The organism is Deinococcus sedimenti (assembly GCF_014648135.1).
GTDB lineage: Bacteria > Deinococcota > Deinococci > Deinococcales > Deinococcaceae > Deinococcus > Deinococcus sedimenti.
Genome location: NZ_BMQN01000005.1, coordinates 189706 through 213192, shown reverse-complemented (window position 1 = coordinate 213192; position 23487 = coordinate 189706). Strand labels below are relative to the sequence as shown.

Sequence of the window (23487 nt, the reverse complement as noted above, 5' to 3'; positions counted from 1 at the left end):
GGCGGGACTATAACGTCGTCCGTCCCCACAGCTCTCTTGGGAACCTCACGCCACATGAGTTCGCCCGCCAACTGGCGGGCTGAAGTACGCTGGGCTCATTCGGGCTGGACCGATCACAGGGTGAACGTCAGGTGTGGTTGACCTGAATCGTCCGTGAGTCCCGGAACGCGCCGCCGCCGCTCCAGCCGTCCGGGGCGTTCCACAGTCCGATGGCGTGAACCTGCGGCGGTTTCGACAGAGCCGTCCAGTCCCACATTCTGACGCCGTAGCGTTCCATTGCCAGCGCCTGCTGCCGTTTTGACTCGTTCTGCGCGTGGTACAGCAGGTGCTCGCCGTCGGGCGAGAGGTCGCTCATCCACTCGTACAGCCGCCCCTGGAACCACGATCCGGGTGTCAGGGTGTCGGTGATGGTGTCCCACAGGTACAGCCGTGTCCAGCGTGAGGAGCCGCGCCGGAACAGCACCACGCGGTCGGCCTCGCTGGCGAGCAGGCCCCAGATGCGCGCCGGGGCGGGTGGGGTGCTGGCCGGGCCTTTCACGTGGCTGCGCTGCGGGTGGACTTTCATTCGAGCAGCGCGGCGAGGCCCTGTGACGCGACGTCCCGGATGGCATAGGTCATCTGGTGCGAGATCTCCGTGTCGGTGGGGTTGATCTCGATGGCGATCCCGCCGCGCCGCAGGGTCTCGGCGGCCAGTCCGGCGGCGGGGTACACGGCCCCGCTCGTGCCGATCACCAGCGCGACCTCAGCGGCGGCGAAGGCGTCCTGAGCGGCTTCCAGGGCGTCCTCGGGCAGGTACTCGCCGAACCAGACGACGTTGGGCCGCATGCGGTTTCCGAGCGGGGAGGTGGGCGGCGTGACCAGCTCAGCGGGCGCAGCGAGAGGAAACGTCTGGCCCGTCACCTCGTCGCGGCCGCTGAGGAGGTTGCCGTGCAGTTCCACGACCCGCCCGCCGTGCGTGCCGCTGCCCGCGCGGTGGTGCAGCCCGTCCACGTTCTGCGTGGCGAGGAAGAACCCCGCGCCCTTCTGCGCCTCCAGTCGCGCGAGCAGGTCGTGCGCGCCGTTCGGCTGCGCGGCGAGCACGTCGCGGTAGCGGCCCGCGTACCACTCCCAGACCATCTCCGGGTCGCGGCGGTACGCGGGCGGACTGGCGAGGTCCTCGGGTCTGAAGCGTGCCCAGTGCCCGGTCTGCGCGTCGCGGAAGGTGGGAATGCCGCTCTCGGCGCTGACGCCCGCGCCGGTCAGCACGGCAACGCGGGTGGCGGCTTGCAGGGCGGCGCGGGCAGCAGCGAGATCCATACAGGCAGGGTAGCCCGCAGAGGGAAACCGCGCGCCCGCAGATGACCCGAGCCCCAGCCGAAGCCACCGGAAAACAAGTCGATCAGTAGCCCGCAACGCCCACCCACGCACCGACCGCAGACTGCCACCAGCCGTCGTGCGCGCAGCGCGCGGGCCTTCCACCGTGACGACAGGATGGCGTCGAAGCAAGACCCGTCACCGCCGCACTCAAACACGCCGCCTCAGTAAAAACTCTTGCCGAGCGCAGCGACTGCCCCCCCTGCCCCTCTGGGGTAGGGGGCTGGGGGGTGGGGCAACCCAGCGCAGGTCAAGCTAAAAACGAAAAATCCGCCTTCTTCGGCGGTGATAGTAAAAGGATACCCCGGTATGCAGGCCGCGTCAACCCCTGCCGCGCGGCCCGGTTTCTGCCGTCCAGCACGTCAACGACCGGGTTGCACGTTCGGGCTTTATGCACCGTCAATGTACGCGGGCGGCACCGTGTCCGCCAGCCACACGCCGTTCTCGCTGACGAAGAACGCGTGTCCGGCGTCGTGCATCTGCCCGGCGCGGATGGTGAGGATGACGGGTGGGCCGCGCCGCGCGCCGACGCGCCGGGCGGTGTCGGGGTCGCTAGAGAGGTGGACGTGGTGGCGATTCATGGGCTGGAGTCCCCCAGCGCGGATGGCATCCAGAGCGGCTGGGTACGTGCCGTGGTAGAGCAGTGTGGGTGGGGTAGCGGGGGTAAGCTGGAGGTCGACGGGCACGCTGTGCCCCTGGTTGGCGCGGATGTGCTCGCCGCGCAGGCTGAAGCGCTGCTTGTCGCTGCCGAGGGCGACCGCTTCGACCTGCGTGCGGGTGACGTTCAGGTGCGTCAGGAGGGGGGCGAGGGGCACCCAGCCGCCGGGGGCGAGGGTCAGTCCGGCTTCGTGCGGGGCGTGGCGCAGCAGGTACGAGAGGCGTCTGGAGAGGGCATGGTCGGTCATGCGCTCAGTGTGCGCGAGGTCAGTGTTCCGGGCATCGGCCAGGTGGCGCAAGCGGAATGGCGTGGTTACAGGTGCCGGGCGAGGTAATCGGCGATCAGCCGGGTGGTGCGGATGCGGGCCGCGGGGTCGGCGGTGCCGTGGCCCTGGTCGTCGAATTCCACGTACTCGTAGTCCTGGCCTTCGTGTTTGCCGCTGGCGTTCAACGCGTCGCGGAAGCTCCGGGCCTGGTTGACCGGGCAGCGGGGGTCGTTCGCGCCGTGCAGCATGAGCATGTGCGCTTTCAGCTTCGCCGCGTGGCTGATGGCGCTGCGGTCGCGCCAGAGTTCTGCGTGCTCGTCGGGGTGGCCCATCATGGTGCGGAAGTAGTAGGCGAGCTGGGGGATGTCGCGGCTGTTGTCGGCGTGCAGCTGGTGCAGGTCGGTGATCCCGACGATGGGAATGGCGACTTTGAACAGGTCGGGGTGCTTGACGGGCGCGAGGTAGGAGAGGTAGCCGCCGTAGCTGACGCCGTACAGGCCGATGCGGGCGGGCTCGACGTGGGGGAGCGTGGTGAGGTACGCGGCGGCGGCGGCGATGTCCTGCAGGTCGCGCCCGCCCCAGTCGCGCAGGTTCGCGTCGCGCCAGGGGGTGCCGTAACCGGTGCTGCCGCGCACGTTGGGGCAGATGACGGTGTAGCCGAGGCTGACGAGGTACTGCACCTCGTCGTCGAAGGTGCGGAAGAACTGCCAGGTGGGGCCGCCGTGCGCGTGCACGAGGGCGGGGTGGCGGACGGCCGGGTCGAGACCGGCGGGCGTGTAGAGGATGGCGGGGACCTGCACCTGCGGGTCGTGGGCGCTGGGGCTGGGGTAGTGGACGTACTCGCCGGGCGTGAACTGCGCGGGGCTCATGGTGCCGTATTCGGCGGGGATCAGGGTACTGATAGTGTCGGTCTTCAGGTCGTACAGCAGGACGTCGGCGCGGGTGGTGGTGGTGCTGTGCCCCACGAGCAGCTGATGCCCGAGGGCGTACTGGGTGCCGCTGCTCAGGCCGGGCGGCAGATGCAGGGCGCGGGGGGCGGCCGCGTCCAGGCTGTACAGCAGTGGCGTGAGGGTGCTGTCGGCGTTGCGGGTGACGCTCAGCCACTGGCCGTCCGGGCTGATGCGGCCGGGGGTGTCGTCGGGTCCGCCTTCGGGCGTGAACCACTGCACCTCGCCGCTGGTCAGGTCGAGCAGTCCGGCGCGGCCGTGCCCGGCAGCGTCGCTGGCGGCGATCAGGTGCGTGCCGTCCGGGTGCCAGTGTCCGACGCTCTCGCGGGTGCCGTCCTGAACGTGCAGTACGCGGCGCATCCCCGTGCCGTTGGCGTTCATGACGTACCCGTCGAGGTTGCGCAGGTCAGGGTTTTCGTTGGTGTTCAGGCTGATCTGGCGCCCGTCGGGGCTGTACGCGACGGCCTGGGTGCTGTTGGGCTGGGTGGTCAGGGGCGTCCAGGCGTCCGCGCCGCTGCGGGTCAGGTCGTACTGCCAGACGTTCATCTGACCGCCGCGCGTGGAGTTCACGAGCAGGCGCGTGCCGTCCGGGTGGGCGTGCACCGGGAAGTCCATGCTGCCGGGCTGGTGGTGCAGGGCGCGCACCTCGCCGGTGTCCAGGGTGAGGACGTGCAGGGCGGTGCGTTCGTTCCCGTCGTGATCCCAGGCGAGAAAGAGGGCGCGGCTGTCGGCACTCCAGACGGGGGCGCTGCGGGGGGTGGCGGGGGCCTGCCCGCTGGTGTGCTGGCGGCGCTCGCAGGTGCGCAGGTGCAGGGTGCACAGTTCCATGCGGCCGCTGCGGTTGTCGTAGTACGCGACCTGCTCACCGTCCGGCGAGACGGTCAGGCCCATCGTGATGGGCAGGGTGACGAGTTCCTCCAGCGGCAGGGGTGTGGGCATGCGGGCAGTCTGACATCCGGTCGGCGCGCGATCTGCCGCAGGTGCGCGGTACCCTGCGGGTCATGACACAGCATGAGACGTGGGCAGCGTTGCGGGCGCACTGGCAGGAGCTTTCGGACCTGGGTGGGATCGGGGCCTTGCTGGGATGGGATCAGAGTACGTACCTGCCGCGTGGGGGTGCGGCGGGTCGGGCGCGGCAGCGGGCGCTGCTGTCGGGCGTGCGGCACGCGCGGGCGACGGACGTGGGGTATGGGCGGCTGCTGGATCAGGCGGGCGCGCTGGATCTGGGGCCTACTGAGGCGCGGATGCTGGCGGTGGCGCGGCGGGAGTTCGAGCGGGCGACGCGTCTGCCGGGGGAGTTCGTGCGGGCGTCGGCGCAGCATGCCGGTGAGTCGTACGCGGCGTGGGTGGAGGCGCGGCCCGCGAACGACTGGGCGCGGTTGGTGCCGCTGCTGGAGCGGACGCTGGACCTGAGTGTGCAGCGCGCTGGTTTCTTCCCGGAGTTCGCGGACCCGATGGATTTCTTCGTGGACGCGTCGGACGAGGGCATGACGGCGGGGCAGGTGGACGCGGTGTTCGCGGAGTTGCGCGCGGCGCTGGTGCCGCTGGTGGACGCGGTGACGGCGGCCCCGGCCCCCCGGATGGATTTCCTGGCGCGTGAGTACCCGATTGCGACTCAGTTGCGCCTCGGGGAGGAGGTCGGGGCGCTGTACGGGTACGATTTCGCGCGGGGGCGGCAGGATCTGACGGCGCATCCGTTCATGACGCGGCTGGGCGCGCGGGACGTGCGGATCACGACGCGGGCGCAGCTGGCGGACCCGACGGACGCGCTGTACTCGACGCTGCACGAGGTGGGGCACGCGCTGTACGAGCAGGGCGTCGCGGAGGACCTGCTGGACACGCCGCTGGGTGGCGGGGTGAGTGCCGGGGTGCACGAGAGTCAGTCGCGGCTGTGGGAGAACCTGGTGGGGCGCTCGCGGGCGTTCTGGGCGGGGCAGTTCGGGCGGTTCCGGGACGCGTTCCCGGAGCAGCTGGCCGACGTATCCGAGGAGGAGATGTTCCGTGCGGTGAACGTGGTGCGCCGCAGCCTGATCCGTACGGACGCCGATGAGCTGACGTACAACCTGCACGTGATCACGCGCTACGAGCTGGAGCGGCAGCTGCTGGGCGGGTCGCTGGCTGTGCGCGATCTGGCGGAGGCGTGGCACGCGGCGTACGAGGCGAACCTGGGATTGCGTGCCCCCAGTCACGTGGATGGCGTGTTGCAGGACGTGCACTGGTTCAGCGGCGGGATCGGCGGGGTGTTCCAGGGGTACACGCTGGGGAACGTGCTGAGCGCGCAGTTCTACGCGGCGGCCCAGGCGGCGAACCCGGACCTGGACGGGGACATCGCGCGGGGTGAGTTCGGGCGGCTGCACGGCTGGCTGCGCGAGAACGTGTACGCGCCAGGGCGGACGTTCACGCCGAATGAACTGGTGGAACGCGCGACCGGGCAGGGCATGACCGCCGCGCCGTACCTCGCATACCTGCGCGGGAAGTACGCGGAGCTGTACGGCCTGTAAGCCGAACTCCCGTTGAATGGTCTGCCAGAGCCGTTCGTTCCGAGCGGATGCGGGTCAGAGTGGCAGCGGGCTGCCGGGCGTGGAATGGGCCACAGGGGACGGGGAGCGAAGCGTCGGAGGACCACCCTCGCAGAGGCTTCGCCCCTCAGCCCGTGGATAGCGGCGGTCAGTGGCGTTCGGCCAGCACCTCGATCTCCACGCGGACGTCGCGGGGCAGGCGGGCGACCTGCACGGTGCTGCGGGCGGGGTACGGGGCGGGAAAGTGCGCCTCGTACACGGCGTTCATGGCGGCGAATTCGTTCATGTCGGCCAGGAACACGGTGGTCTTCACGACCCGCGCGAGGTCGGTTCCGGCGGCGGCCAGCACGGCTTTCAGGTTCGCGATGACCTGCTCGGTCTGTTCGGTGATGCCTCCCTCGACGAGGGTGCCGTCGGGCGTGAGGGGAATCTGGCCGCTGGTGACCACGAGGTTGCCGAAGACGGTGGCCTGGCTGTAGGGGCCGATGGCGGCGGGCGCGTCGGGGGTCTGGATGATGTCTTTCATGCCGGGCAGCATACCGGGCGGGGCTGGTCAGTGGGGTTGACTGACGCTGGGATCGCGGGTGGCAGGGCTGCCGGTCTGGAGGCTGGCGGCGGGGTGCCCCAGTGGGTTGGGCGCGCGGCGCTGCTGCACGAACCGCTGGCCGATCAGCAGGGTCAGGAGCAGGGTGATGCCCAGGATGCCCAGCAGGGTGCGCCGTTCGGGGACGAGCATGATGCCCAGCAGCGTGAAGTACGCGATCATGAGCAGCAGGTAGGTCATGAGGCTGTTGCCGCGCTGGGTGCTGAGCAGCACGTCGATGTACATGGGGCCGTCGTCGCGCTGCTGGGGCAGGGCGTAGGTGGGCACGGGCGCGGCGCGGTGGATGTCGACGATCAGCGCGGTGATGTTGTCGGGACCGCCACCGTCGTTCGCGGCGTTCACGAGCAGGCGCGCGGTCGCTTCGGGTGGCAGCGGCCGGGCGAGGATGGAGCAGAGTTCGTCGTCGGTGACGACGCTGCTCAGGCCGTCGCTGCACAGCAGCAGGCGGTCGCCGGGCTGGGTGGGCAGCCCGTGCAGTTCCAGGCGGACGCGTTCCTCGCCGCCCAGGGCGTTGCTGACGACGCTGCGCCACTGATGGTCGCGCGCTTCGGCCTCGGTCATGTGGCCCAGCCGGACCTGTTCGGCCACCCAGGAGTGATCCTCGGTCAGGCGGTGCAGGGCGTGGTCGCGCAGCAGGTACGCGCGGGAGTCGCCGACGTGCGCGATCAGGACGGCGCCCCGGTCGATCAGGGCGGCAAGCAGGGTGGTGCCCATGCCGACGTACTCGCCGACGGCGTGGCGCAGCACGGCGAGGTTCGCGGCCTGCACGGCCTGCGCGAGCCGGGCGGGCGGGGTGCCGCGGCCGTCCAGGTAGCCCTGGCTGAGGGCGTCGAGGGCGAGGTTCGCGGCGAGTTCCCCGGCGGCGTGGCCGCCCATGCCGTCCGCGACGGCGTACAGGCCGCCCTGGGGGAGGTCCAGGGCCAGAGCGGCGTCCTGGTTCACGCCGCCCTGTCGCTGCCGACCGACGTCGGTCAGCAGACCGGACGTCAGAGAGGGCGTCGCGGGGGCGCGCATGAGTTCAATATAAGCCACCTGACCGCCGGGTCGGAGCGGGCCGCCCACTTGTGGCTGCTGGGGGCGCCTGCGTGCGGCGTTCCAGCAGACCTCAGAGGGCCCGGTGGGGTCCCTCTGCACCGAGCGGGGCGATGAACTGAAGCGGCAGCTGGAAGTGAATCGGCGGGACGGGCCAGTGGTCCCGGGGTGGAGCTGAAACTCGTGGTCAGTCGCTCAGCTGTTCGCGTAGCCACAGCATCAGCGCCTCGGCGCTGGCGGGGTTGGTGGCCAGGGGAATGTCGTGCACGTCGCACAGGCGCACCAGGGCGCTCACGTCAGGTTCGTGCGGCTGGGCGGTCAGGGGGTCGCGGAAGAAGAAGACGGCCAGCACGCGCTCCTCGGCGAGGCGGGCGCCGATCTGCTGGTCACCGCCCAGCGGGCCGGACAGGACGCGTTCGACGGTCAGGCCGGTCTGTTTTTCCAGGATGCCGCCGGTGGTGCCGGTGGCGACCAGGTGAAACCGGCCCAGCACGTCCCGGTGGTTCAGGGCGAACAGGGCCAGTTCGAGTTTCTTCTTGTCGTGCGCGATCAGCGCCACCTGACGGCTGGGGTTGGGGGCCATAGGGGCGATTGTGGCACGCGCCTGCGGGGGCGCCGGTCGGGGCGGGTCAGGCAGGCGGGGTCAGTTGGCGTCGCCGTGGCCCTCGATGCGGATGCGGCGGTAGCGGGCCTGCACGACGCACCACACGCCGTAGAGCAGGGTGCCGAGCGCCACGGTGCCCAGCAGGAGGGCGCCGCTGGGCTGGGTGCGCAGCCAGGTGAGGGCCTCGCTGATGCCGACGGTTTCGCTGGCTTTGCGGTGCCAGGCGGCGATCAGGGCGAAGATCCCGATGATGATCATCAGGATGCCGCGCGAGGCGATGCCGATCTGGCCGACGCGGGTCAGGAGCGTGCAGGTGCGCTGGGAGAGGTTGGTGAAGCGCATGCGTTTCATGAATTTCGCGCCGTAGGCGCTGTACAGCTGGTTGCCGGCCACGGCGATCAGGATGACGCCGCCCAGACCCAGCCACAGTTGCCCGCCGGGGAGATTGAGGATGGTGCCCGCCAGCTGGTCCTCGCTGTTCTGCGAGCGGGTGGCGTTCCCGGCGATGGCCAGTTGCGCGGTGAAGTAGGCCAGGGCGAGATTCGCCACGCCGCTGAAGGTGTAGCCGATGCGTTTGACGACGCCTTTGGCCTGGTGCCCCTGTCCTTCGGGGTCCAGGGCGGCGCGGATCAGTTGCCACAGGGCGTACCCGATGAGGCCCAGCGTCAGGATCCACATCAGCAGGGATCCGGCGGGCAGGTCCTGCAACCTCAGCAGGGCGCCCTTGGTGTCGGTGGTCGCGCCGCCGCGGCCCAGCGCGACCGTCAGGGCCAGCAGGCCGACGGTGCCGTACACGACGCCTTTGCTGGCGTACCCGAAGCGGGCCAGGGTTTCCAGCCAGGGGGCGGCGTGCTGGGTGGCGTTCGCGGCGGCCTGCTGCGCGCTCTCGACGCCGCCTTTGAGGCTGCTGGCGGCCTGCTGGCCCAGGTGTTTGAGGTCTGACATCAGGACTTCAGTGTGCAGCCGTGCGCCGTCCGCGCAGGCCCGGCCGGACTTGAGGCCTCTTGAGCTGCCCTGGGGAGTTCCTTTACCTGCGTGGCAGACCCCCCCGGTGGCCGCTGATGCGGTCCGGAGGGGTCACCGGTGCGGAGTTACTCGCTGGGCAGTTCGTCCTCGAAGGCGCTGACATCGTCGAGGTAATCGGTCATCCAGGCTTTCAGGGTGGCCTGGGTGTACCCGCCGCGGATGGGCATGGTGCTATCGAGGTAGACGCTGCCCTCGTACAGGTACGCCTGGGTGTAGTAGTTGCTGTTCCACTCGTTCAGGAATTCGGTGTCGAGTTCCTCGGCGTCGCTGTAGTCCCAGGAGCTGCTGGCGGTCACGCGGCCGCACACGCCGTTCGCGCAGCTGCTGAGCCACACCTGCAGTTCGCGGTCGCCGGCGGTGACGGTCATGGTGGGGTCGCGGTCGGGGCTGGTGGGGTTCATGGTGACCCGGTAGCCGGCGGCTTTCAGGCTGGCCATGACGGCGGCGGGCGTGGCGGCCTGCACCTGCGTGCTGGGCGCGGCGGCCCCCCCGGCGACGGCGGGCGCGGCAAGCGAGAGGACGAGGGTGGCAGCCAGCAGGGTGCGGGTCATGCCTCCACAGTACGACGGACGGACCGGTGGGGTGAGCGCATGACCGGCATCCAGAGGATCACCGGCAGATTTCTCATGTTTTTCATTGTTCATCTATGTCAACGTGAGGAGCATGACCAGCCCTGCTCTGCCCCCGCGCCGCCGCCGCACCTTCGGCGTGTACATCGGCCGCTTCGAACCCCCACACGCCGCGCACCTCGCCGTGATGCTCGAAGCGCTCCAGAGCGTCCAGAAACTCATCGTCGTCATCGGCAGCGCCCGCGCCGCCCGCAACATCAAGAACCCCTTCACCGCCGAGGAACGCCAGGACCTCATCAGCGCCATGCTCCGGGGCGCCGGCATCCCCAGGACACGCGTGCTGTTCGTGCACGTCCGCGACTACTACTACAACGAGGCCCTGTGGCTCAGCGAAGTCCAGGCCGGCGTCACCGCCCACACGCGCGGCAGCACCGACGTCGCCCTCATCGGCCACATCAAGGACGAAAGCAGCTACTACCTTCGCTCCTTCCCCGCCTGGGAATTCATCCCCACCCACGTCGTCAGTCCCCTGAGCGCCACCGACGTCCGCCGCGCCTACTTCGAAGGCCGCCCCGACACCGTGCAGGGCATGGTCCCCCCCGCCGTCCACGCCTTCCTGACCACCTTCCAGACCACCCCCGACTACCGCGACCTGCGCGACGAATACGAATACCTCGCCCGCTACCGCGCCGCCTGGAAAGACGCCCCCTACCCCCCCATCTTCGTCACGACCGACGCCGTCATCACCCGCAGCGGCCACGTCCTGCTCGTGCGGCGCGGCGGCCTGCCCGGCCGGGGGCGACTCGCCATGCCCGGCGGCTTCCTCGAACAGAACGAAACCCTCCTCGACTGCTGCGTCCGCGAAGTGCAGGAAGAAACCGGACTGGGCACGGCCCTCGACCTGAAAGCCGCGCTGCGCGCCCAGGCGGTCTTCGACTACCCCGACCGCAGCCTGCGCGGCCGCACCATCACGCACGCCTTCCACTTCGACCTCGGCATCGGGCAGCTGCCACGCCTCAGCGGCGGCAGCGACGCCAGCGAGGCCCTCTGGATGCCGCTCAGCGACGTCCTGGCCCGCCCCGAACTGTTCTTCGAGGACCACCACGCCATCATCGAACACTTCGTCATGCGCGGATAGGCACAGGTGCGGCCCGGGCAGGGCACGGACCTGGCATGCTGAGGCGGATGATCGGGAAACCCAGGTGACACCGGACAAGCCGTACTACGTGTACGCCCTGAAGGACCCGCGCCAGCACCCGGCGCGGCCCTTCTACATCGGGAAGGGCACGGGCACGCGCGCCCACGATCACCTGATCCGCCCGGACCACACCCCCAAGGGTGACCGCATCCGCGAGATCGAGGGCGCCGGGGCGCAGGTCCTCGTGAGTTATCTGGTGGAGCACCTGACCGAGGCCGAGGCGCTGCGGCTGGAGGCGGAACTGATCGCGGCGTTCGGCACGCAGGCCAGCGGCGGACTCCTGACGAACACCGTGCTGCCCTCGGGCCTGGGCGGCAAGGAGCGTCCCGGCCTGACCGTGCCCGCAGGCGCCCCGGAGAAAGCGCAGGTCGGCCTGACGCTGCTCAAGGACGCCGTGCTGGAGTTCGCGCAGGCCAACCCGGGCGGCGTGAAGAACGCCGAGGTCGCCAGCCTGCTGGGCCTGCGCAGTGACTACGGGGGCGGCTCGAAGGACTACCTCTCGTACAGCCTGCTGGGCCTGCTGATGCGGGAAGGCAAGATCGGACGCAACGGAAAAGGACGGCACGTGGCGCAGGTGAAATGAACGCGCCCCACACCGGAGTGCGGGGCGCGCGAGGGGGGCCGGTGTTCAGCCCTTGACGGACCCGGCGAGCAGGCCGCGCACGAAGTAACGGCCGAGCAGGATGTACACGAGCAGGGTGGGGAGCGCGGCGAGGATCGCGCCGGCCATGGGGAGGTTCCAGCTGACGGCCTGTCCGCCCGCGAGTTGGGACAGGGCGTACGTGACGGGCTGGCTGGTGGTGTTGGTCAGGGTGGCGGCGAACAGGAATTCGTTCCAGACCTGCGTGAACTGCCAGATGATCACGACGACGAAGCCGGGGATGCTGATCGGGAAGATGACCCGGCCGTAGATCTGCCAGAAGCCGGCGCCGTCGATGGTGGCGGCCTCGATCAGAGCGTCGGGCACGTCGGCGTAGAAGTTGCGGAAGATCAGGGTCGTGATGGGAATGCCGTACACGACGTGCGCCAGGACCAGACCCCAGATGCTGCCGTACAGGCCGAGGCTCTTGATGAACTGGAACAGGGGGATCAGGATCGCCTGGTACGGGATGAACATCCCGAAGAGCATCAGGGCGAACATGGTGTTCGCGCCGCGGAACTTCCATTTGCTCAGGGCGTAGCCGTTCAGGCTACCCAGCAGGGCGCTGAGCAGGGTGGCGGTGACGGCCAGGAAGAGGCTGTTCAGGACGTTTCCGCCGATCTTGGCCCAGGCGTCGCTGAAGCTGGCCCAGTTCAGCGCGGCGGGCCAGTGCCAGGTGGTGGCCAGGTTGATCGCATCCGGGCTTTTCAGGGCGGTGGCGAGCAGCAGGTACACCGGCACGAGGAAGAACAGCGCGGCCAGGATCAGCAGGGCGTACATCAGGATCCGCCCGGGTTTCAGGGGGCGGCGGGGCGTGGCGGTGGGGGCGGCGTTGGCGGGGGCGGTGGTGGTCATGCGTGGCCTTCCTCGGTGCGGAACTGGGAGGCGAGGTAGGGAACGATCACGAACGCCACGAGGATCAGCAGGATGGTGCCGATCGCGGCGCCCAGCGCGAACTGGTTCTGCCGGAAGCTGGTGAGGTACATGTTCAGTGCCGGGACGCTGGTGGCGATGTTGTCCGGTCCGGCCATGGCGTACACGAGGTCGAAGATCTTCAGGCTGATGTGACCCAGGACGATCATGGCGCTCAGGGTGATGGGCGCCAGCAGCGGGAAGATGACGTGCTGGTACATGCCGAGGTCGTTGGCGCCGTCGACCTTGGCGGCCTCGCGGAGTTCTTCGGGGATGCCGCGCAGGCCCGCGAGGTACAGGGCCATGGTGTAGCCGCTCATCTGCCACACGGCGGCGATGATGATGCCGATGAGGGCGAGGTTGAAGCCGTGCAGTTCCGGGGCGGGCAGCAGCTTGACGTTCGGGCCGATGAACAGCGCCCACAGGAACAGCAGCGCGGCGCACGCCCCGGCGACCAGGGTGCGGGTGCGGTCGCCGCTGCGCGCGGCCCGGACGGCCATGACGACCAGCACCAGGCCGACGACGCTGGCGGTCAGCAGGGGCAGCTTGTTCCAGTCGAATTTCAGGATGGCGTCGGTGCTGCTCAGCCACGCGAACGTGCCGCTCTGACCGCCGAACAGGGTGGGCGCCTGGTTCACGCCGCCTTCGGGTTGCAGCATCCAGCGCCAGATGGTGCCGGTCACGATGAACGACAGGCTCATGGGGAACAGGAAGATGGTGCGCCACAGCCCTTCGCCGCGCGGGTTACGGTCCAGGATCAGCGCGAGGCCCAGGCCCAGACCCAGGCAGCCCAGGATGAAGAACAGCGTGAAGAAGATGGTGCTGACGAGTTCCTGCCGGAAGCGCCCCTGGAGGAAGCCGGTGAACAGGTCCTGGTAGTTGGTGAAGCCCACCCAGCGGATGATGGGGTTGAGGGCCAGGGCCTGCGCGGGGTCGTTGCCCCAGTCGGTCATGCTGACGTACACGCTGCGCGCGATGAATCCGTACACGAACACCGCGATCAGGATGATGCTGGGCGTCAGGACGGCAATGGACCACAGGCGGTCTTTACTCAGGCCTTTCATGTGGGCCTCCTTTCAGGGGAAGTGGACTGCGGGCAGCGGAAGATCCCGCGGCCCACAATCCACTGACTTCAGGTGTCTGCGTGGCGGTCTGACCGCCAGGCGGCGGTTACTTGCTGATGCCGGCGCGCACGGCCAGCTGCTGCGCGGCGGCGGCAGCGCCGGCGCTGTTCTTGCTGGCGACGAACTGGTCGATGATCGCGCCGAAGGCGCTGGTGAAGCTTTCGGGGGCGACGGCGCCGTGCACGAGGCTGCCGACGATCTTGTTGCTCTTCCAGTCGGCGGCGGCGCTGCGGCTGTAGGTGTTGTACTTGCTCAGGTCACTGTCGGTGCGCGCGGCGATGGAGCCCTTGAGGGGGTTGAAGGCGTCCTGTCCGGCCTTGCTGCCCAGGATCTTCAGCCAGTTCATGGCCTCGGCGCGGTCCTTGGCGCCCTTGGGCAGGCCGAAGGAGTCGGCGAGCATCACGAAGGTCTTGGTGGTGCCGGGGGCGGGGGCCCAGCCGAAGCCGCCCATGGGGGTGAGCTTCTTGGTGGTGGTGAAGTACCCGGCCGCCCAGTCGCCCATGACGTTGAAGGCACTCTGGCCGCTGATGATGCGGTCGCTGGCCTGCTGCCAGCTGAGGCCGCTGGCGTCCTTGTTGGCGCAGTCCATGACCTTGCCGAAGGTGGTGAAGCCGCCCACGACCTTGGGATCGGTGAACTTCAGCTTCCCGGCCCACAGGTTCTCCCAGTTGGCGGCGCCGATGGTGCCGATCATGACGCTTTCCCAGAGGTGCTGCTGGGTCCAGTTCTCACCGACGACCAGGGGCGCGGCGACACCTTTGGCTTTCAGGGTGGAGCAGGTCTTGAGGAATTCGGGCCAGGTCTTGGGTGCGGTGACGCCCCAGGCCTTGAGTTTGGCGGGGTTGTACCACATGACGTTGCTGCGGTGCACGTTCACGGGCACGCTCCAGGTGCCGCCCTTGCTGCTGATCAGCTTGACGAGGTCCTTGGGGAAGACCTTGTTCCAGCCTTCGCTCTTGAACAGACCGCTCAGGTCTTCCATGCGTCCGGCGACGACCCAGGTGCCGATGAGTTCCTGCCCGGCGTGCGCCTGGAAGGAGTCGGGGGGCGTGCCGCCCAGCATGCGGGTTTTCAGGACGGCCTTGGCGTTGGTGCCGGCGCCGCCGGACACGGTGGCGTTGTCGACCGTGACGCTGGGGTACTTGGCCTTGTACAGCTTGATCAGGGCTTCGAGGGCGGGACCCTCGTCACCGGACCACCAGGAGAAGATCTCCAGTTTGCCAGCGGCGGAGGCGCTGGTGGTGACGGCGAGGGCGGCGGCGAGCAGCAGTGCTTTTTTCATGGTGTTCCTCCGTGAGAAACGGGTGCGTTCAGGGTTCGGGGGGCGGGCCGGGTGGCCGGGGGTGGGGCGCGGCTGCCCGCGAGGTCCCGGGCGTTCTGGTTCATGCGGGCGATGCCGTACAGGTGCGGCAGGCCCCGTGGGGTGAAGAGGGAATCGAGCATCATGGCGCCGGCACCCAGCACGCCGGCGTCCTGGCCGAGCGTGCCCAGGTCGATGCGGGTGCGGTCGGCGTTGATGCGCATGGTGCGGCTCTGGGCGCTGACGCGGATGGCGCGCAGCAGCACGTCGCCCGCCTGGGAGAGGCGCCCGCCGATGATCACGGCGGCCGGGTTGAACAGGTTCAGGGTGGTGCTGATCGCCACGCCCAGGTGGTGTCCGGCTTCCTCCCACACGACGCGGGCCAGGGGGTCGCTGCCCGCGTGGGCGAGCAGGTCCTCGATGGTCAGGGGATCGGGGAGGCTGGTGGGGTGCCCCTGGAGGCGGAGGCTGCGGGCGTGGTTCTCGATGACCTGCGCGGCGGCGTAGCTTTCCAGGCTGCCGGGGTTGCCGCTGCGGCCGACGGGGCCCTGCTCGTTGATGCTGATGTGCCCGATCTCTCCGGCCCCGCCGCGCGTGCCGCGGTGCAGGCGTCCGCCGAGCAGCACGCCGGCGCCGATGCCGGTGGCGACCTTCACGTAGATGAGGTCCTGGATGCCGCGGTGCGCGCCGAAGCGGGCCTCGGCCAGGGCGCCCAGGTTGGCGTCGTTGTCCACGAGGACCTCGAGGTTCAGGGCGTCCTGCAGGGCGGCGCGGACGTTCTCGCCGTCCCAGCCGGGCATGTTGGGGGGCTGCACGACGCGGCCGGTGTCGTGGTCGACGGGCCCGGGAACGCCGATGCCAACCAGGGCTATCTGCGCGGCGTGCAGGTTCGCGTCGGCGAGCACCTGGGCGGTCAGGTCGCGCAGCAGGGCGTAGGTGGCCTGGGGACCCAGGGCGATGTCGTGCCCAACGGTGCGGGTGGCCAGGGGGCGGCAGTGGAGGTCCAGGGCGTCCACGCGGGCGTGGCTGGCGCCCAGGTCGATCGCGAGCAGCGCGGCGGCGCGGGTGTTGAGGTTCAGCAGGGTGGCGCGCCGTCCGACGCCGCCGGTGCCGCGCGTGCCGACTTCCTGCACCAGTCCGACGCTGATCAGTTCCGTGACGATGGAACTGATGGCGCTGCGGGACAGGCCCAGTTCGCGGGCGATGTCCACGCGGGCCAGGTCCCGGTCCCACAGCAGGCCGAGCAGCAGCAGGGTGTGCCGCGCGCGGATGGCCGCGAGGTCCAGGGTGTCCGGGCTGTGGGAGTCGGCGTGCAACATGGGGTGTCCTCTGCTGGCCGGGCGGGTCAGCATGGTGGGGCAGTGGGCAGGGCGTCAGTCGGCTGTTCCGACTGCGGGTCAGGTGGGGCTTGTGTAGGGGTATGCTGCGCCTGCTTAATTTTGTTTGTCAAACGAACGAATTAATGGAAGCGCTTCACGCCAGACATTTCTGGACAACCGATCTAACTTCCACCCAAAAGAGAGGCCGGGACCCCCTGGCCCCGGCGCCCTCCTCGCCTTTATCGTCAGTGATCAGCGTCCGCAGTCTCACCAGCCACGCCCGTCCCCTCGGGCCGCAGCAGCGGGAACAGCAGCACGTCCCGGATGGAATCCCGGTCGGTCATCAGCATCGCCAGGCGGTCCATGCCCATGCCCATCCCGGCGGTGGGCGGCATGCCGTACTCCAGCGCCAGCAGGAAGTCCTCGTCCTGCTCGTGCGCCTCGTCATCCCCGGCGTCCCGGCGGGCCGTCTGCGCCTCGAACCGCTCCCGCTGATCCAGCGCGTCGTTCAGCTCCGAGTAGATCGGCGCCAGCTCGAACCCCGCCACGTACAGATCCGCACGCTCGGCCAGCCCGTCGCGGTCGCGGTGCACCTTCACCAGCGGACTGATCGCCAGCGGCATGTCCGTCAGGAACGTCGGGTTCTGCAGCAACGGCTCGACGTACTCGCCCCCCAGCTTGTCCAGCAGCTTGTAGTCCGGGGTCTTGCGGTGCTCCGGGTGGTGCACGTCACTCCACTCGCGCAGCTTCACGAGGTCCAGCGGATCGAAGTCCAGGCCCGCCTGCTCCTTCAGCGCCGTCACGAAGTCCAGCCGCCTGAACGGCAGCGAGAAGTCCAGTTCGCGCCCCTGGTAGGTGAGTTTCGGCTCGCCCTTGAGTTCCACGACCAGGTCGTGCAGCAGCGTCTCGACCAGCACCATCATGTCGTTGTAGTCGCCGTACGCGAAGTACGCTTCGAGCATCGTGAATTCCGGGTTGTGCGTCCGGTCGATGCCCTCGTTGCGGTAGTTCCGGCCGATCTCGTACACCCGCTCGAAGCCGCCCACCAGCAGCCGCTTGAGGTACAGCTCCAGGCTGATGCGCATGCTGAACTCGTGCCCCAGCGCGTTGTGGAACGTCTTGAACGGCTTGGCCTCGGTCCCGCCCGGCACGACCTGCAACGTGGGACCCTCGACCTCCATGAAGTCGCGGCTGTCGAGGAAGTTGCGGATGAAGCGCAGCATCTGCGAGCGCGTGCGGTACACCTCGCGGCTCTCGGGGTTGATCATCAGATCCACGTAGCGGCGCCGCGCACGGAGTTCCTCGTCCTGCAGACCGTGGAACTTGCTGGGCAGCGGGTGCAGGCTCTTGACCAGCGGCTGCCAGGACGTCACGCGCAGCGTCAGCTGCCCGGTCTTCGTGACGAACGGGAAGCCCCGCACGCCGATGATGTCACCCAGGTCGATCTTCTTCGTCGGATCGAAGTTCTCGGTGTCCTGCTTGGAGAAGTGCAGCTGGATCTTGCCGTGCTCGTCACTCAGGTCCGCGAACGCCGCCTTGCCCATGTGACGCATCAGGGTCACGCGACCAGCCAGCGCGTACTGCGCCTCGGGCCACTCCTGCCCGGCCTCCCACTTCGGCGCGCCGTCCTCACCCACCGCACCTGCGGGGTGGGCGGCCAGCACGTCACGGGCGTGATGGGTGCGCGGGTACGTGTAGGGGTGGGCCTCGAAACCCGCGGCCACCTGCGCGTCCAGGTTGTTCAGGCGGCTGACGGTCTGCTCGTGCAGACCTTCGCGGCGGTTGGGGGAACCATCAGACATAACCGCCAGTATAGGGCGCGCCCCACATGCCACGCCCGCCCGACGTCCAGTTCACGGCCCGCCCCACAACGCGCCGGGAGGCAGACCGCACGCAGCGACCTGCCTCCCCAGTTCCGGATTCCGTCCGATCCGTGGGCAGATCGGAACACCACCGATCTGCCCACTCCACTCCCGGAACCCGGACTGCTCCCACTCGCTCCGCTCGGGTCCACAGGTGGACCGGAGGTGGTCTCAGTACTCGATGCTCTTGACCTTGTATTTCATCTGCTTGCCGTTGTCGAGGTTCACCACGAAGGTCTCCCCTTTCTTGCGGTTCATCAGTTCCTTCCCGACGGGGCTGTCCTCGCTGACGCGGGGGAGGCTGCCGCCGGTGACGGTCGCCTCGGCGGCGCTGACGACCTGCACCTTCATGTCCTTCTTGGTGGTCTCGTTGGCAAGCACGACGATCGCGCCGAGTTCCACGCGGCCCTCGTTCTCGTGGTCCTCGATGACGGTCGCGCGGGCCAGGGTGTCCTCCAGCTCGTCGATGCGCGCCTCGATGTTCATCTTCTCGCGCTTGGCGTCCTCCAGCCCGGTGTCCTCGGTGTCCGAGTTGGTTTCCATCTGCTCCTGGAGGATGCGCGTCGCTTCCGCGAGGCGGTTCATTTCCTGGTCCAGCGTCTTCTGGAGCCGTTCGAAACCTTCACGCGTGAGCTTCACCTGTCTGGTCGCCTGTGCCACTCTGGAGCCTCCGTTGCGCCGCCGGACTGAACCCGGCGAGGACTTGAATCGTGGGTTGCTGAGAATTCGCCGCGCATTCTGCCACACGGCCCCCCCGCTGACAACGAGGTTTGCTAGAACCCCCCCTCACACGCCCCCCGGCGCGGTCATACGGATTCCGTTTTGCTCATCCTCTGCGGGGCAGCTCTACGAGTCGCATCCGCTCGGACCCAGCGGCCCTGTCAGCCATTCCATCGGAGTTCGTATCAGACCAGTCGGCGCGCGCCCCGCCGCGCGAGCGCCGTGAACCCCACCATCAGGGCCGCCAGGGCCGCCAGCGTCACGGGCACCGCCCCCGCCCCGAATCGCGCGAACAGCTGCCCCAGCAGCCACGGGGACAGCACGCCGCCCAGCGAGCCCGCCACGAGCAGCAGCGGCACCAGACGCGCGCTGAGCACCTGCGACAGCCACGCCAGGGTCGTGCCGAACACCGGGGCGAGCACCAGCCCCGAGAGGATCACCGCCGCCGGGGCCAGCGCCGGGACGCGCAGCGCCAGCGCCAGGACGATCAGGGCGGCGCCGCAGGCCAGGACCACGCGCGGCGCGCCCACGCGACCCGCGAACACGCCGGTCAGGACCCGCCCGACCGTCAGCGCGCCCCAGAAGGCACTCAGGACCAGCGCCGCGCCCGGCAACTCCAGCTCGGTCAGGTAGCGGGCCGCCCACGCGCCGTACCCGGCCTCCAGGCCCACGTAGCACACGATCAGCGCCGCGAACAGCGCCGCCTGCACGGCGGGCCGCGCGGGGGCCGGGGCGTCCGCCGCGCGGGCGGGCGCGTGGATGCCCGGCACGCCCCACACGCGGCCCACCACGAACGTCACGGCTGCCAGCGCCGCGACCGTCAGGAACGGGCCCGCCAGTCCGCCCGGCGTGCCGTCCGCGCGGCCCAGGCCCGACACGAGCAGCGGCGCGAGCATGCTGCCCACCCCGAACACTGCGTTCACGAGGTTCACGGCGCGCGACCCCACGCTCGCGTACGCGGCGTTCAGGCAGGCACTCACGCCGCCCAGCCCGAAGCCCCCCAGGAACGCACTGCCGACCGCCAGCGGCCACGCGGGGGCCAGCACGACGCCCGTCACGCCCAGCGCCAGCAGCAGCAGACTCCACGACACTCCGGCCCGCACGCTCACCCGGCGCAGCAGCAGGCCCATCAGGGGCGGCGCGACCGCCGACCCCAGGAAGTGCGCGCTGGCGATCAGGCCCACCGCTGCCGTCGTGATCCCGAACCGCGCCTGGAACAGACCGAACGCCGGGCCGTACATCGCCTGGATCACGCCCAGCGTGAAGAACGCCGCCACGCCCACCGCCAGCAGCGTCCACGAGAGCGGCGGCGGGGCGGCAGGAGTGCGGGCAGTCACGCCGGGAAGGTACCATCCCACCGGGCGGTCAGGGTCGGCCCCTGTCCACCCGACCCAGACCCGCCAGACGGGAGGATCAGCGGGGCAGCGTGGACACGCCGAAGCGCCAGCGGTTGGCGGTGGGCGCCGCGTCGTGCCACTCGTAGCCGACGCTGCCGCCCAGCAGCACCGGCAGGCCCACGTTCAGCAGCAGGTCGCCGTCCGTGGTCGTCACGCGGTTCGTCCAGTCCCGGTAGGTGCGGCTGCGAACGGCGCCCACGCCGAAGCCCGCCTGGCCCGGCACGCGGTAGGTGAAGGTCGCGGCGCTGGCCTCGTAGCGCCCCAGTCCGAAGTCCGGGATGGCGACCGCGCCGACCGTGAAGCGCTCGAAGTGCGAGGCGTCCAGCGTGAGGCCCTGCGCGAGCGGGGCGTTCAGCGCCAGGGTCACGTCCAGGCTGCCCTGCGCCTTGCCCTGCACCGGGAAGGCGTACATGCGCGCAGTGGAGTACACGGCGGTGTTGACCTTGTCGAACGCCTTGCCGTATCCGGCACTGACCTCGGACTGGGTGTAGGGCGCGGTGACGCCGCCCTGCTGGGCCACGCCGACGTTGTTCAGGAACCGCACCTTGCCGCCGTCCACCTGCGTGGCGTACCCGACGCTGAACCGGCTGTGCGACGCGCCGCCCTGCACCACGCCGCTCCACTGCAGGCCGCTGGCGGGGGCGTTCGTCAGTTCGGCCCGGGGCACGTTGTAGAACACCCCGGCGGCGGCGTACAGGCTGCCCAGCTGGGCGCTGAGGCCGTAATCCGTGTACGTGGGGGCCTTCACGAGCGTCAGCCGCAGATCGGCCTTGAGGGGCAGCGGCAGGTAACGCACGCCGAAACCCTCGGTGGTGCTGGCGACCAGCTGGGTGCTGCCGAACCGTCCGAAGTAGTCGGGAGGCAGCTGGAAGCCGCCAGCGGGGGCGGTCTGGGCGGAGGCGAGGCCGGTCAGGGCGAGGCCAGCTGCGGTGAGCGTGGCCGTCAGGAGAGCAGGAGCAGGAAATCGCACCTGCCTATCCTGACGGTGAACCCTGAGGGTCGTCAAAGCTCCCCTCATGAGTTCGCCTCGGTCAGCGGCGGATGTTCACGATGGTCACGCCGTGTCCGCCCTGGTTGGGTTCGGCGTCGTGGAAGGACTCGACCTTCTTGTCGTTCTTCAGGTAATCACGCAGCAGGCGGCGCAGGACGCCCTGGCCCTTGCCGTGCACGACGCGAAGGGGGGTTTCCTTCAGGGCGTGCGCCTCGAGGATGGCGGTGCGGAGTTCCTCGACGGCCTCCTCGACGCCCATGCCGCGCAGCTGGAGTTCCTTCAGGGACGCGGTGGGCGCGGTACCCGTGAAGCGCGGGCCGCGCGTCTTGGGAGCCTGAGGTTTGGCTTCCTGCTTGAGGCGCACGTCGCGGCGTTTCACGCCGACCTTCATGACGCCCAGCTGCACGACCAGATCATCGCCGCGCAGTTCCAGCACCTGCCCGGTGGCGTTGTACGCGGGGACGTCCACGCTGCTGCCCACCCGGATGGGATCACCGCGGTCCTCGCGCGGGGCGGGGGCGGGGCGGGTCTTCTGCGCGGCAACGCGCAGTTCGCGGAGTTCCTGCATGACGCGCGGGCGGGCGCTGTCCTCCTGCGCGCGGGCCCGCAGCGTCCGCACGCGCTCGACGGCGTCGGCGTACAGCGACTCGGCCTTCTGGCTGGCCTCGGCGAGCATCTCGTTCCGGCGGGCCTCGAGGGTCTCGCGCTCCTGGCGGACTCGGCCCAGTTCGGCCTCCGCGTCGCGTCTGGCAGCTGCGGTGGCGTCCAGCTGGGCGCGCAGGTCGGTCCGTTCGCGTTCCAGGCCTTCCAGCATGCGTTCCATCAGGCCCGCGTCGGGTCCGAGGAGGTCCTCGGCGCGGCGCAGCACGTCGGCGGGGAGGCCCATGCGCTGCGCGATGGCAAGAGCGAACGACCGGCCCGGCTGGCCCACCTGCAGGACGTACGTGGGGGCCAGGGTGTCCACGTCGAAGCCCATGCTGGCGTTCTTCAGCCCCGGCGTTTCCAGCGCGAACAGCTTCAGGGGCGAGAGGTGTGAGGTGATCACGCCGCGCGCGTCCTGCGTCAGCAGGCACTCGATCAGCGCCTGCGCGAGTGCGGCGCCCTCGTTCGGGTCGGTGCCGCTGCCCAGCTCGTCCACGAGGACCAGGGTGTCCGGCGCGGCGTGCCGCAGCACGTACCGCAGGTGCTTGAGGTGAGACGCGAAGGTGGACAGGCTCGCCTCGATACTCTGCTCGTCCCCGATGTCCACCAGCACGTCCCGCACGACCGGCAGCCGCGCACTGGCCGCCGCGACGTACATCCCGCACTGGTGCATCAGCACCGCCAGGCCCAGCGTCTTGATGGTCGCGGTCTTGCCGCCCATGTTCGGCCCGGTGATCAGCAGGAGTTTCGTGTCGCCCAGCGCGAGGTCGTTCGCGACCGGGTTCTCGATCAGGGGGTGGCGCACCTCGCGCAGGTCGTACGAGCCGTCCTCGACCTGCTCGGGGCGGTTCAGGCGCCAGTCGCGGGCCAGTCGCGCCTTCGCGGCGATCAGGTCCAGCTCGCCGATCACGGCCAGCGTCATCGGCACCGCCGCGTCGGAGGCGAGCAGGCCCGACAGTTCCGTCAGGATGCGCCGCACCTCGGCCTCCTCGTCGAGGATCAGGCGGGTCAGTTCGTTGTTCAGCTGCGTCACCGCCGCCGGTTCCACGAAGTACGTCTGCCCGGTTGCCGAGGCGTCCACGATGATGCCCTGCACCTGCCCCACGCGACTGGCCTGCACCGGCAGCACGTAGCGGTCGCGGCGGATCGTGACGATGTGCTCCTGCAGCACGTCCGCCCACTTGTCCAGCGTCGCCGCCAGCCGCTCGCGGATGCGCCCCCGCAGCGGCTCGATGCGCTTGCGCAGGTCCCGCAGGCGCGGACTGGCGTCGTCGCGGACGCCGCCGTCGCGGTCCAGGGCGGACAGCACCCGCCGCACCAGTTCACTGTGATCCCCCAGGTCCACCGCGAGTTCCCGCAGCGGCCCGCGCGAATTCGCGTTGATGGCCCGCTTGACGGTCATCGCGCCGTCCAGCGAGTACGCGGCGTTCAGCAGTTCCTGCCCGGCCAGCACGCGACCCTCGCCCGCGCGGGCATGCAGGTCACGGATGTCCTGAATGCCGCCCAGGCTGAGGCTCACGCCGAACAGCGCGTCCTCGAGCTCATCGAGTTCCCGCGCGATCCGCCCCGCGTCATCCGACGGGCGCAGGGCCCGCGCACGCTCGGCGCCCAGCGTCGTGGCACTCCGCTCCGCCAGGGCAGACAGGACGCGAGGAAAATCAAGGGCGGACAGGGCGCGGGCATCGAACGACATCTCAATGAGGAGCATAGCGGCCCCCGCCCGGAATGACCGTGCGCCGAGTGGCTTAGAAAGCCTTATCCCAATTCCCTCTGCACCTCTCCCCTGTCTACCCTTACCCTGCACG

General features: G+C 69.7%; 22 protein-coding genes. 4 read left to right on the top strand and 18 right to left on the bottom strand.

Annotated elements, in window-relative coordinates; all coding sequences use genetic code 11:
• Positions 1 to 83 (top strand): integrase core domain-containing protein (locus IEY69_RS12910; RefSeq protein ID WP_189073575.1); only part of this gene is annotated, 83 nt, incomplete at its 5' end.
• Between the two features lie 44 nt (positions 84 to 127).
• On the opposite strand, the gene IEY69_RS12905 is transcribed toward IEY69_RS12910, so the two are convergent.
• From IEY69_RS12905 to IEY69_RS12890, 4 genes are all read right to left on the bottom strand, one after another.
• Positions 128 to 565: a hypothetical protein gene (locus IEY69_RS12905; protein ID WP_189073555.1), complete on the bottom strand. Its 438-nt coding sequence runs from the start codon at positions 563 to 565 to the stop codon at positions 128 to 130.
• Positions 562 to 1296, bottom strand: a complete 735-nt coding sequence (locus IEY69_RS12900) for a Sir2 family NAD-dependent protein deacetylase (protein ID WP_189073554.1) — start codon at positions 1294 to 1296, stop codon at positions 562 to 564. The genes IEY69_RS12905 and IEY69_RS12900 overlap by 4 nt, the downstream gene beginning before the upstream one ends.
• A 446-nt stretch (positions 1297 to 1742) precedes the next feature.
• Positions 1743 to 2258 carry an RNA 2'-phosphotransferase gene (locus IEY69_RS12895; protein ID WP_189073553.1) on the bottom strand — a complete coding sequence of 172 codons (516 nt, stop codon included), beginning with the start codon at positions 2256 to 2258 and terminating at the stop codon, positions 1743 to 1745.
• Between the two features lie 65 nt (positions 2259 to 2323).
• On the bottom strand, positions 2324 to 4162 hold the full coding sequence (locus IEY69_RS12890; RefSeq protein WP_189073552.1) for a S9 family peptidase: 1839 nt from the start codon (positions 4160 to 4162) through the stop codon (positions 2324 to 2326).
• Between the two features lie 62 nt (positions 4163 to 4224).
• On the opposite strand from IEY69_RS12890, the gene IEY69_RS12885 reads away from it, so the two are divergent.
• Positions 4225 to 5724, top strand: a complete 1500-nt coding sequence (locus IEY69_RS12885; protein ID WP_189073551.1) for a carboxypeptidase M32 — start codon at positions 4225 to 4227, stop codon at positions 5722 to 5724.
• A 166-nt stretch (positions 5725 to 5890) separates the two neighbouring features.
• On the opposite strand, the gene IEY69_RS12880 is transcribed toward IEY69_RS12885, so the two are convergent.
• The 5 genes from IEY69_RS12880 to IEY69_RS12860 form a co-directional block, all read right to left on the bottom strand.
• The gene (locus IEY69_RS12880) at positions 5891 to 6268 is read right to left on the bottom strand and encodes a RidA family protein (protein ID WP_058978236.1); all 378 of its coding nucleotides are present in this window, start codon (positions 6266 to 6268) and stop codon (positions 5891 to 5893) included.
• A 27-nt stretch (positions 6269 to 6295) separates the two neighbouring features.
• Positions 6296 to 7360 (bottom strand): PP2C family protein-serine/threonine phosphatase, encoded by a 1065-nt coding sequence (locus IEY69_RS12875; protein WP_189073550.1) that lies wholly within the window; start codon positions 7358 to 7360, stop codon positions 6296 to 6298.
• Positions 7361 to 7565: 205 nt separating this feature from the next.
• Positions 7566 to 7961 (bottom strand): methylglyoxal synthase, encoded by a 396-nt coding sequence (locus tag IEY69_RS12870; protein WP_189073549.1) that lies wholly within the window; start codon positions 7959 to 7961, stop codon positions 7566 to 7568.
• Positions 7962 to 8021: 60 nt separating this feature from the next.
• Positions 8022 to 8927, bottom strand: coding sequence for a DUF1206 domain-containing protein (locus IEY69_RS12865; protein ID WP_189073548.1), 906 nt, complete (start codon positions 8925 to 8927; stop codon positions 8022 to 8024).
• Positions 8928 to 9073: 146 nt separating this feature from the next.
• Positions 9074 to 9559 carry a YbjN domain-containing protein gene (locus tag IEY69_RS12860; protein ID WP_189073547.1) on the bottom strand — a complete coding sequence of 162 codons (486 nt, stop codon included), beginning with the start codon at positions 9557 to 9559 and terminating at the stop codon, positions 9074 to 9076.
• A gap of 112 nt (positions 9560 to 9671) precedes the next feature.
• Here IEY69_RS12860 and IEY69_RS12855 point away from each other — a divergent pair, with 112 nt between their 5' ends.
• Positions 9672 to 10715, top strand: a complete 1044-nt coding sequence (locus IEY69_RS12855; RefSeq protein WP_189073546.1) for a bifunctional nicotinamide-nucleotide adenylyltransferase/Nudix hydroxylase — start codon at positions 9672 to 9674, stop codon at positions 10713 to 10715.
• A gap of 64 nt (positions 10716 to 10779) precedes the next feature.
• On the top strand, positions 10780 to 11358 hold the full coding sequence (locus IEY69_RS12850; protein ID WP_189073545.1) for a GIY-YIG nuclease family protein: 579 nt from the start codon (positions 10780 to 10782) through the stop codon (positions 11356 to 11358).
• Positions 11359 to 11403: 45 nt separating this feature from the next.
• Here the strand turns inward: IEY69_RS12850 and IEY69_RS12845 are convergent, their stop codons facing one another.
• The 9 genes from IEY69_RS12845 to IEY69_RS12805 form a co-directional block, all read right to left on the bottom strand.
• Complete coding sequence (locus IEY69_RS12845; RefSeq protein ID WP_189073544.1) at positions 11404 to 12270, bottom strand: carbohydrate ABC transporter permease; 867 nt, start codon at positions 12268 to 12270, stop codon at positions 11404 to 11406.
• Positions 12267 to 13391, bottom strand: coding sequence for a carbohydrate ABC transporter permease (locus tag IEY69_RS12840; RefSeq protein ID WP_189073543.1), 1125 nt, complete (start codon positions 13389 to 13391; stop codon positions 12267 to 12269). Before IEY69_RS12840 ends, IEY69_RS12845 begins: the two co-directional genes overlap by 4 nt.
• A gap of 106 nt (positions 13392 to 13497) precedes the next feature.
• The gene (locus tag IEY69_RS12835; RefSeq protein WP_189073542.1) at positions 13498 to 14733 is read right to left on the bottom strand and encodes an ABC transporter substrate-binding protein; all 1236 of its coding nucleotides are present in this window, start codon (positions 14731 to 14733) and stop codon (positions 13498 to 13500) included.
• Entirely contained in the window at positions 14730 to 16070 is a 1341-nt protein-coding gene (locus IEY69_RS12830; protein ID WP_189073541.1) for an ROK family protein, read from the bottom strand. The genes IEY69_RS12835 and IEY69_RS12830 overlap by 4 nt, the downstream gene beginning before the upstream one ends.
• Before the next feature lie 245 nt (positions 16071 to 16315).
• Positions 16316 to 17872: a lysine--tRNA ligase gene (gene lysS / locus IEY69_RS12825; RefSeq protein ID WP_189073540.1), complete on the bottom strand. Its 1557-nt coding sequence runs from the start codon at positions 17870 to 17872 to the stop codon at positions 16316 to 16318.
• Between the two features lie 231 nt (positions 17873 to 18103).
• Positions 18104 to 18592, bottom strand: a complete 489-nt coding sequence (locus tag IEY69_RS12820; RefSeq protein WP_174367754.1) for a GreA/GreB family elongation factor — start codon at positions 18590 to 18592, stop codon at positions 18104 to 18106.
• Between the two features lie 245 nt (positions 18593 to 18837).
• Positions 18838 to 19989 carry an MFS transporter gene (locus IEY69_RS12815; RefSeq protein WP_229783934.1) on the bottom strand — a complete coding sequence of 384 codons (1152 nt, stop codon included), beginning with the start codon at positions 19987 to 19989 and terminating at the stop codon, positions 18838 to 18840.
• 76 nt (positions 19990 to 20065) lie between these two features.
• Positions 20066 to 21019, bottom strand: a complete 954-nt coding sequence (locus tag IEY69_RS12810) for a hypothetical protein (protein WP_229783933.1) — start codon at positions 21017 to 21019, stop codon at positions 20066 to 20068.
• Positions 21020 to 21080: 61 nt separating this feature from the next.
• Entirely contained in the window at positions 21081 to 23375 is a 2295-nt protein-coding gene (locus IEY69_RS12805) for an endonuclease MutS2 (protein WP_189073539.1), read from the bottom strand.
• Positions 23376 to 23487 lie beyond the last annotated feature (112 nt).

Excerpts from the sequence above, each read along its gene's own strand:
- lysS (WP_189073540.1), bottom strand. The coding sequence starts at position 17,872 with ATGTCTGATGGTTCCCCCAACCGCCGCGAAGGTCTGCACGAGCAGACC.
- IEY69_RS12865 (WP_189073548.1), bottom strand. The coding sequence starts at position 8,927 with ATGTCAGACCTCAAACACCTGGGCCAGCAGGCCGCCAGCAGCCTCAAA.
- IEY69_RS12805 (WP_189073539.1), bottom strand. The coding sequence starts at position 23,375 with ATGTCGTTCGATGCCCGCGCCCTGTCCGCCCTTGATTTTCCTCGCGTC.
- IEY69_RS12900 (WP_189073554.1), bottom strand. The coding sequence starts at position 1,296 with ATGGATCTCGCTGCTGCCCGCGCCGCCCTGCAAGCCGCCACCCGCGTT.
- IEY69_RS12895 (WP_189073553.1), bottom strand. The coding sequence starts at position 2,258 with ATGACCGACCATGCCCTCTCCAGACGCCTCTCGTACCTGCTGCGCCAC.
- IEY69_RS12830 (WP_189073541.1), bottom strand. The coding sequence starts at position 16,070 with ATGTTGCACGCCGACTCCCACAGCCCGGACACCCTGGACCTCGCGGCC.
- IEY69_RS12835 (WP_189073542.1), bottom strand. The coding sequence starts at position 14,733 with ATGAAAAAAGCACTGCTGCTCGCCGCCGCCCTCGCCGTCACCACCAGC.
- IEY69_RS12855 (WP_189073546.1), top strand. The coding sequence starts at position 9,672 with ATGACCAGCCCTGCTCTGCCCCCGCGCCGCCGCCGCACCTTCGGCGTG.
- IEY69_RS12860 (WP_189073547.1), bottom strand. The coding sequence starts at position 9,559 with ATGACCCGCACCCTGCTGGCTGCCACCCTCGTCCTCTCGCTTGCCGCG.
- IEY69_RS12840 (WP_189073543.1), bottom strand. The coding sequence starts at position 13,391 with ATGAAAGGCCTGAGTAAAGACCGCCTGTGGTCCATTGCCGTCCTGACG.
- IEY69_RS12875 (WP_189073550.1), bottom strand. The coding sequence starts at position 7,360 with ATGCGCGCCCCCGCGACGCCCTCTCTGACGTCCGGTCTGCTGACCGAC.
- IEY69_RS12870 (WP_189073549.1), bottom strand. The coding sequence starts at position 7,961 with ATGGCCCCCAACCCCAGCCGTCAGGTGGCGCTGATCGCGCACGACAAG.
- IEY69_RS12885 (WP_189073551.1), top strand. The coding sequence starts at position 4,225 with ATGACACAGCATGAGACGTGGGCAGCGTTGCGGGCGCACTGGCAGGAG.
- IEY69_RS12845 (WP_189073544.1), bottom strand. The coding sequence starts at position 12,270 with ATGACCACCACCGCCCCCGCCAACGCCGCCCCCACCGCCACGCCCCGC.
- IEY69_RS12880 (WP_058978236.1), bottom strand. The coding sequence starts at position 6,268 with ATGAAAGACATCATCCAGACCCCCGACGCGCCCGCCGCCATCGGCCCC.
- IEY69_RS12890 (WP_189073552.1), bottom strand. The coding sequence starts at position 4,162 with ATGCCCACACCCCTGCCGCTGGAGGAACTCGTCACCCTGCCCATCACG.
- IEY69_RS12905 (WP_189073555.1), bottom strand. The coding sequence starts at position 565 with ATGAAAGTCCACCCGCAGCGCAGCCACGTGAAAGGCCCGGCCAGCACC.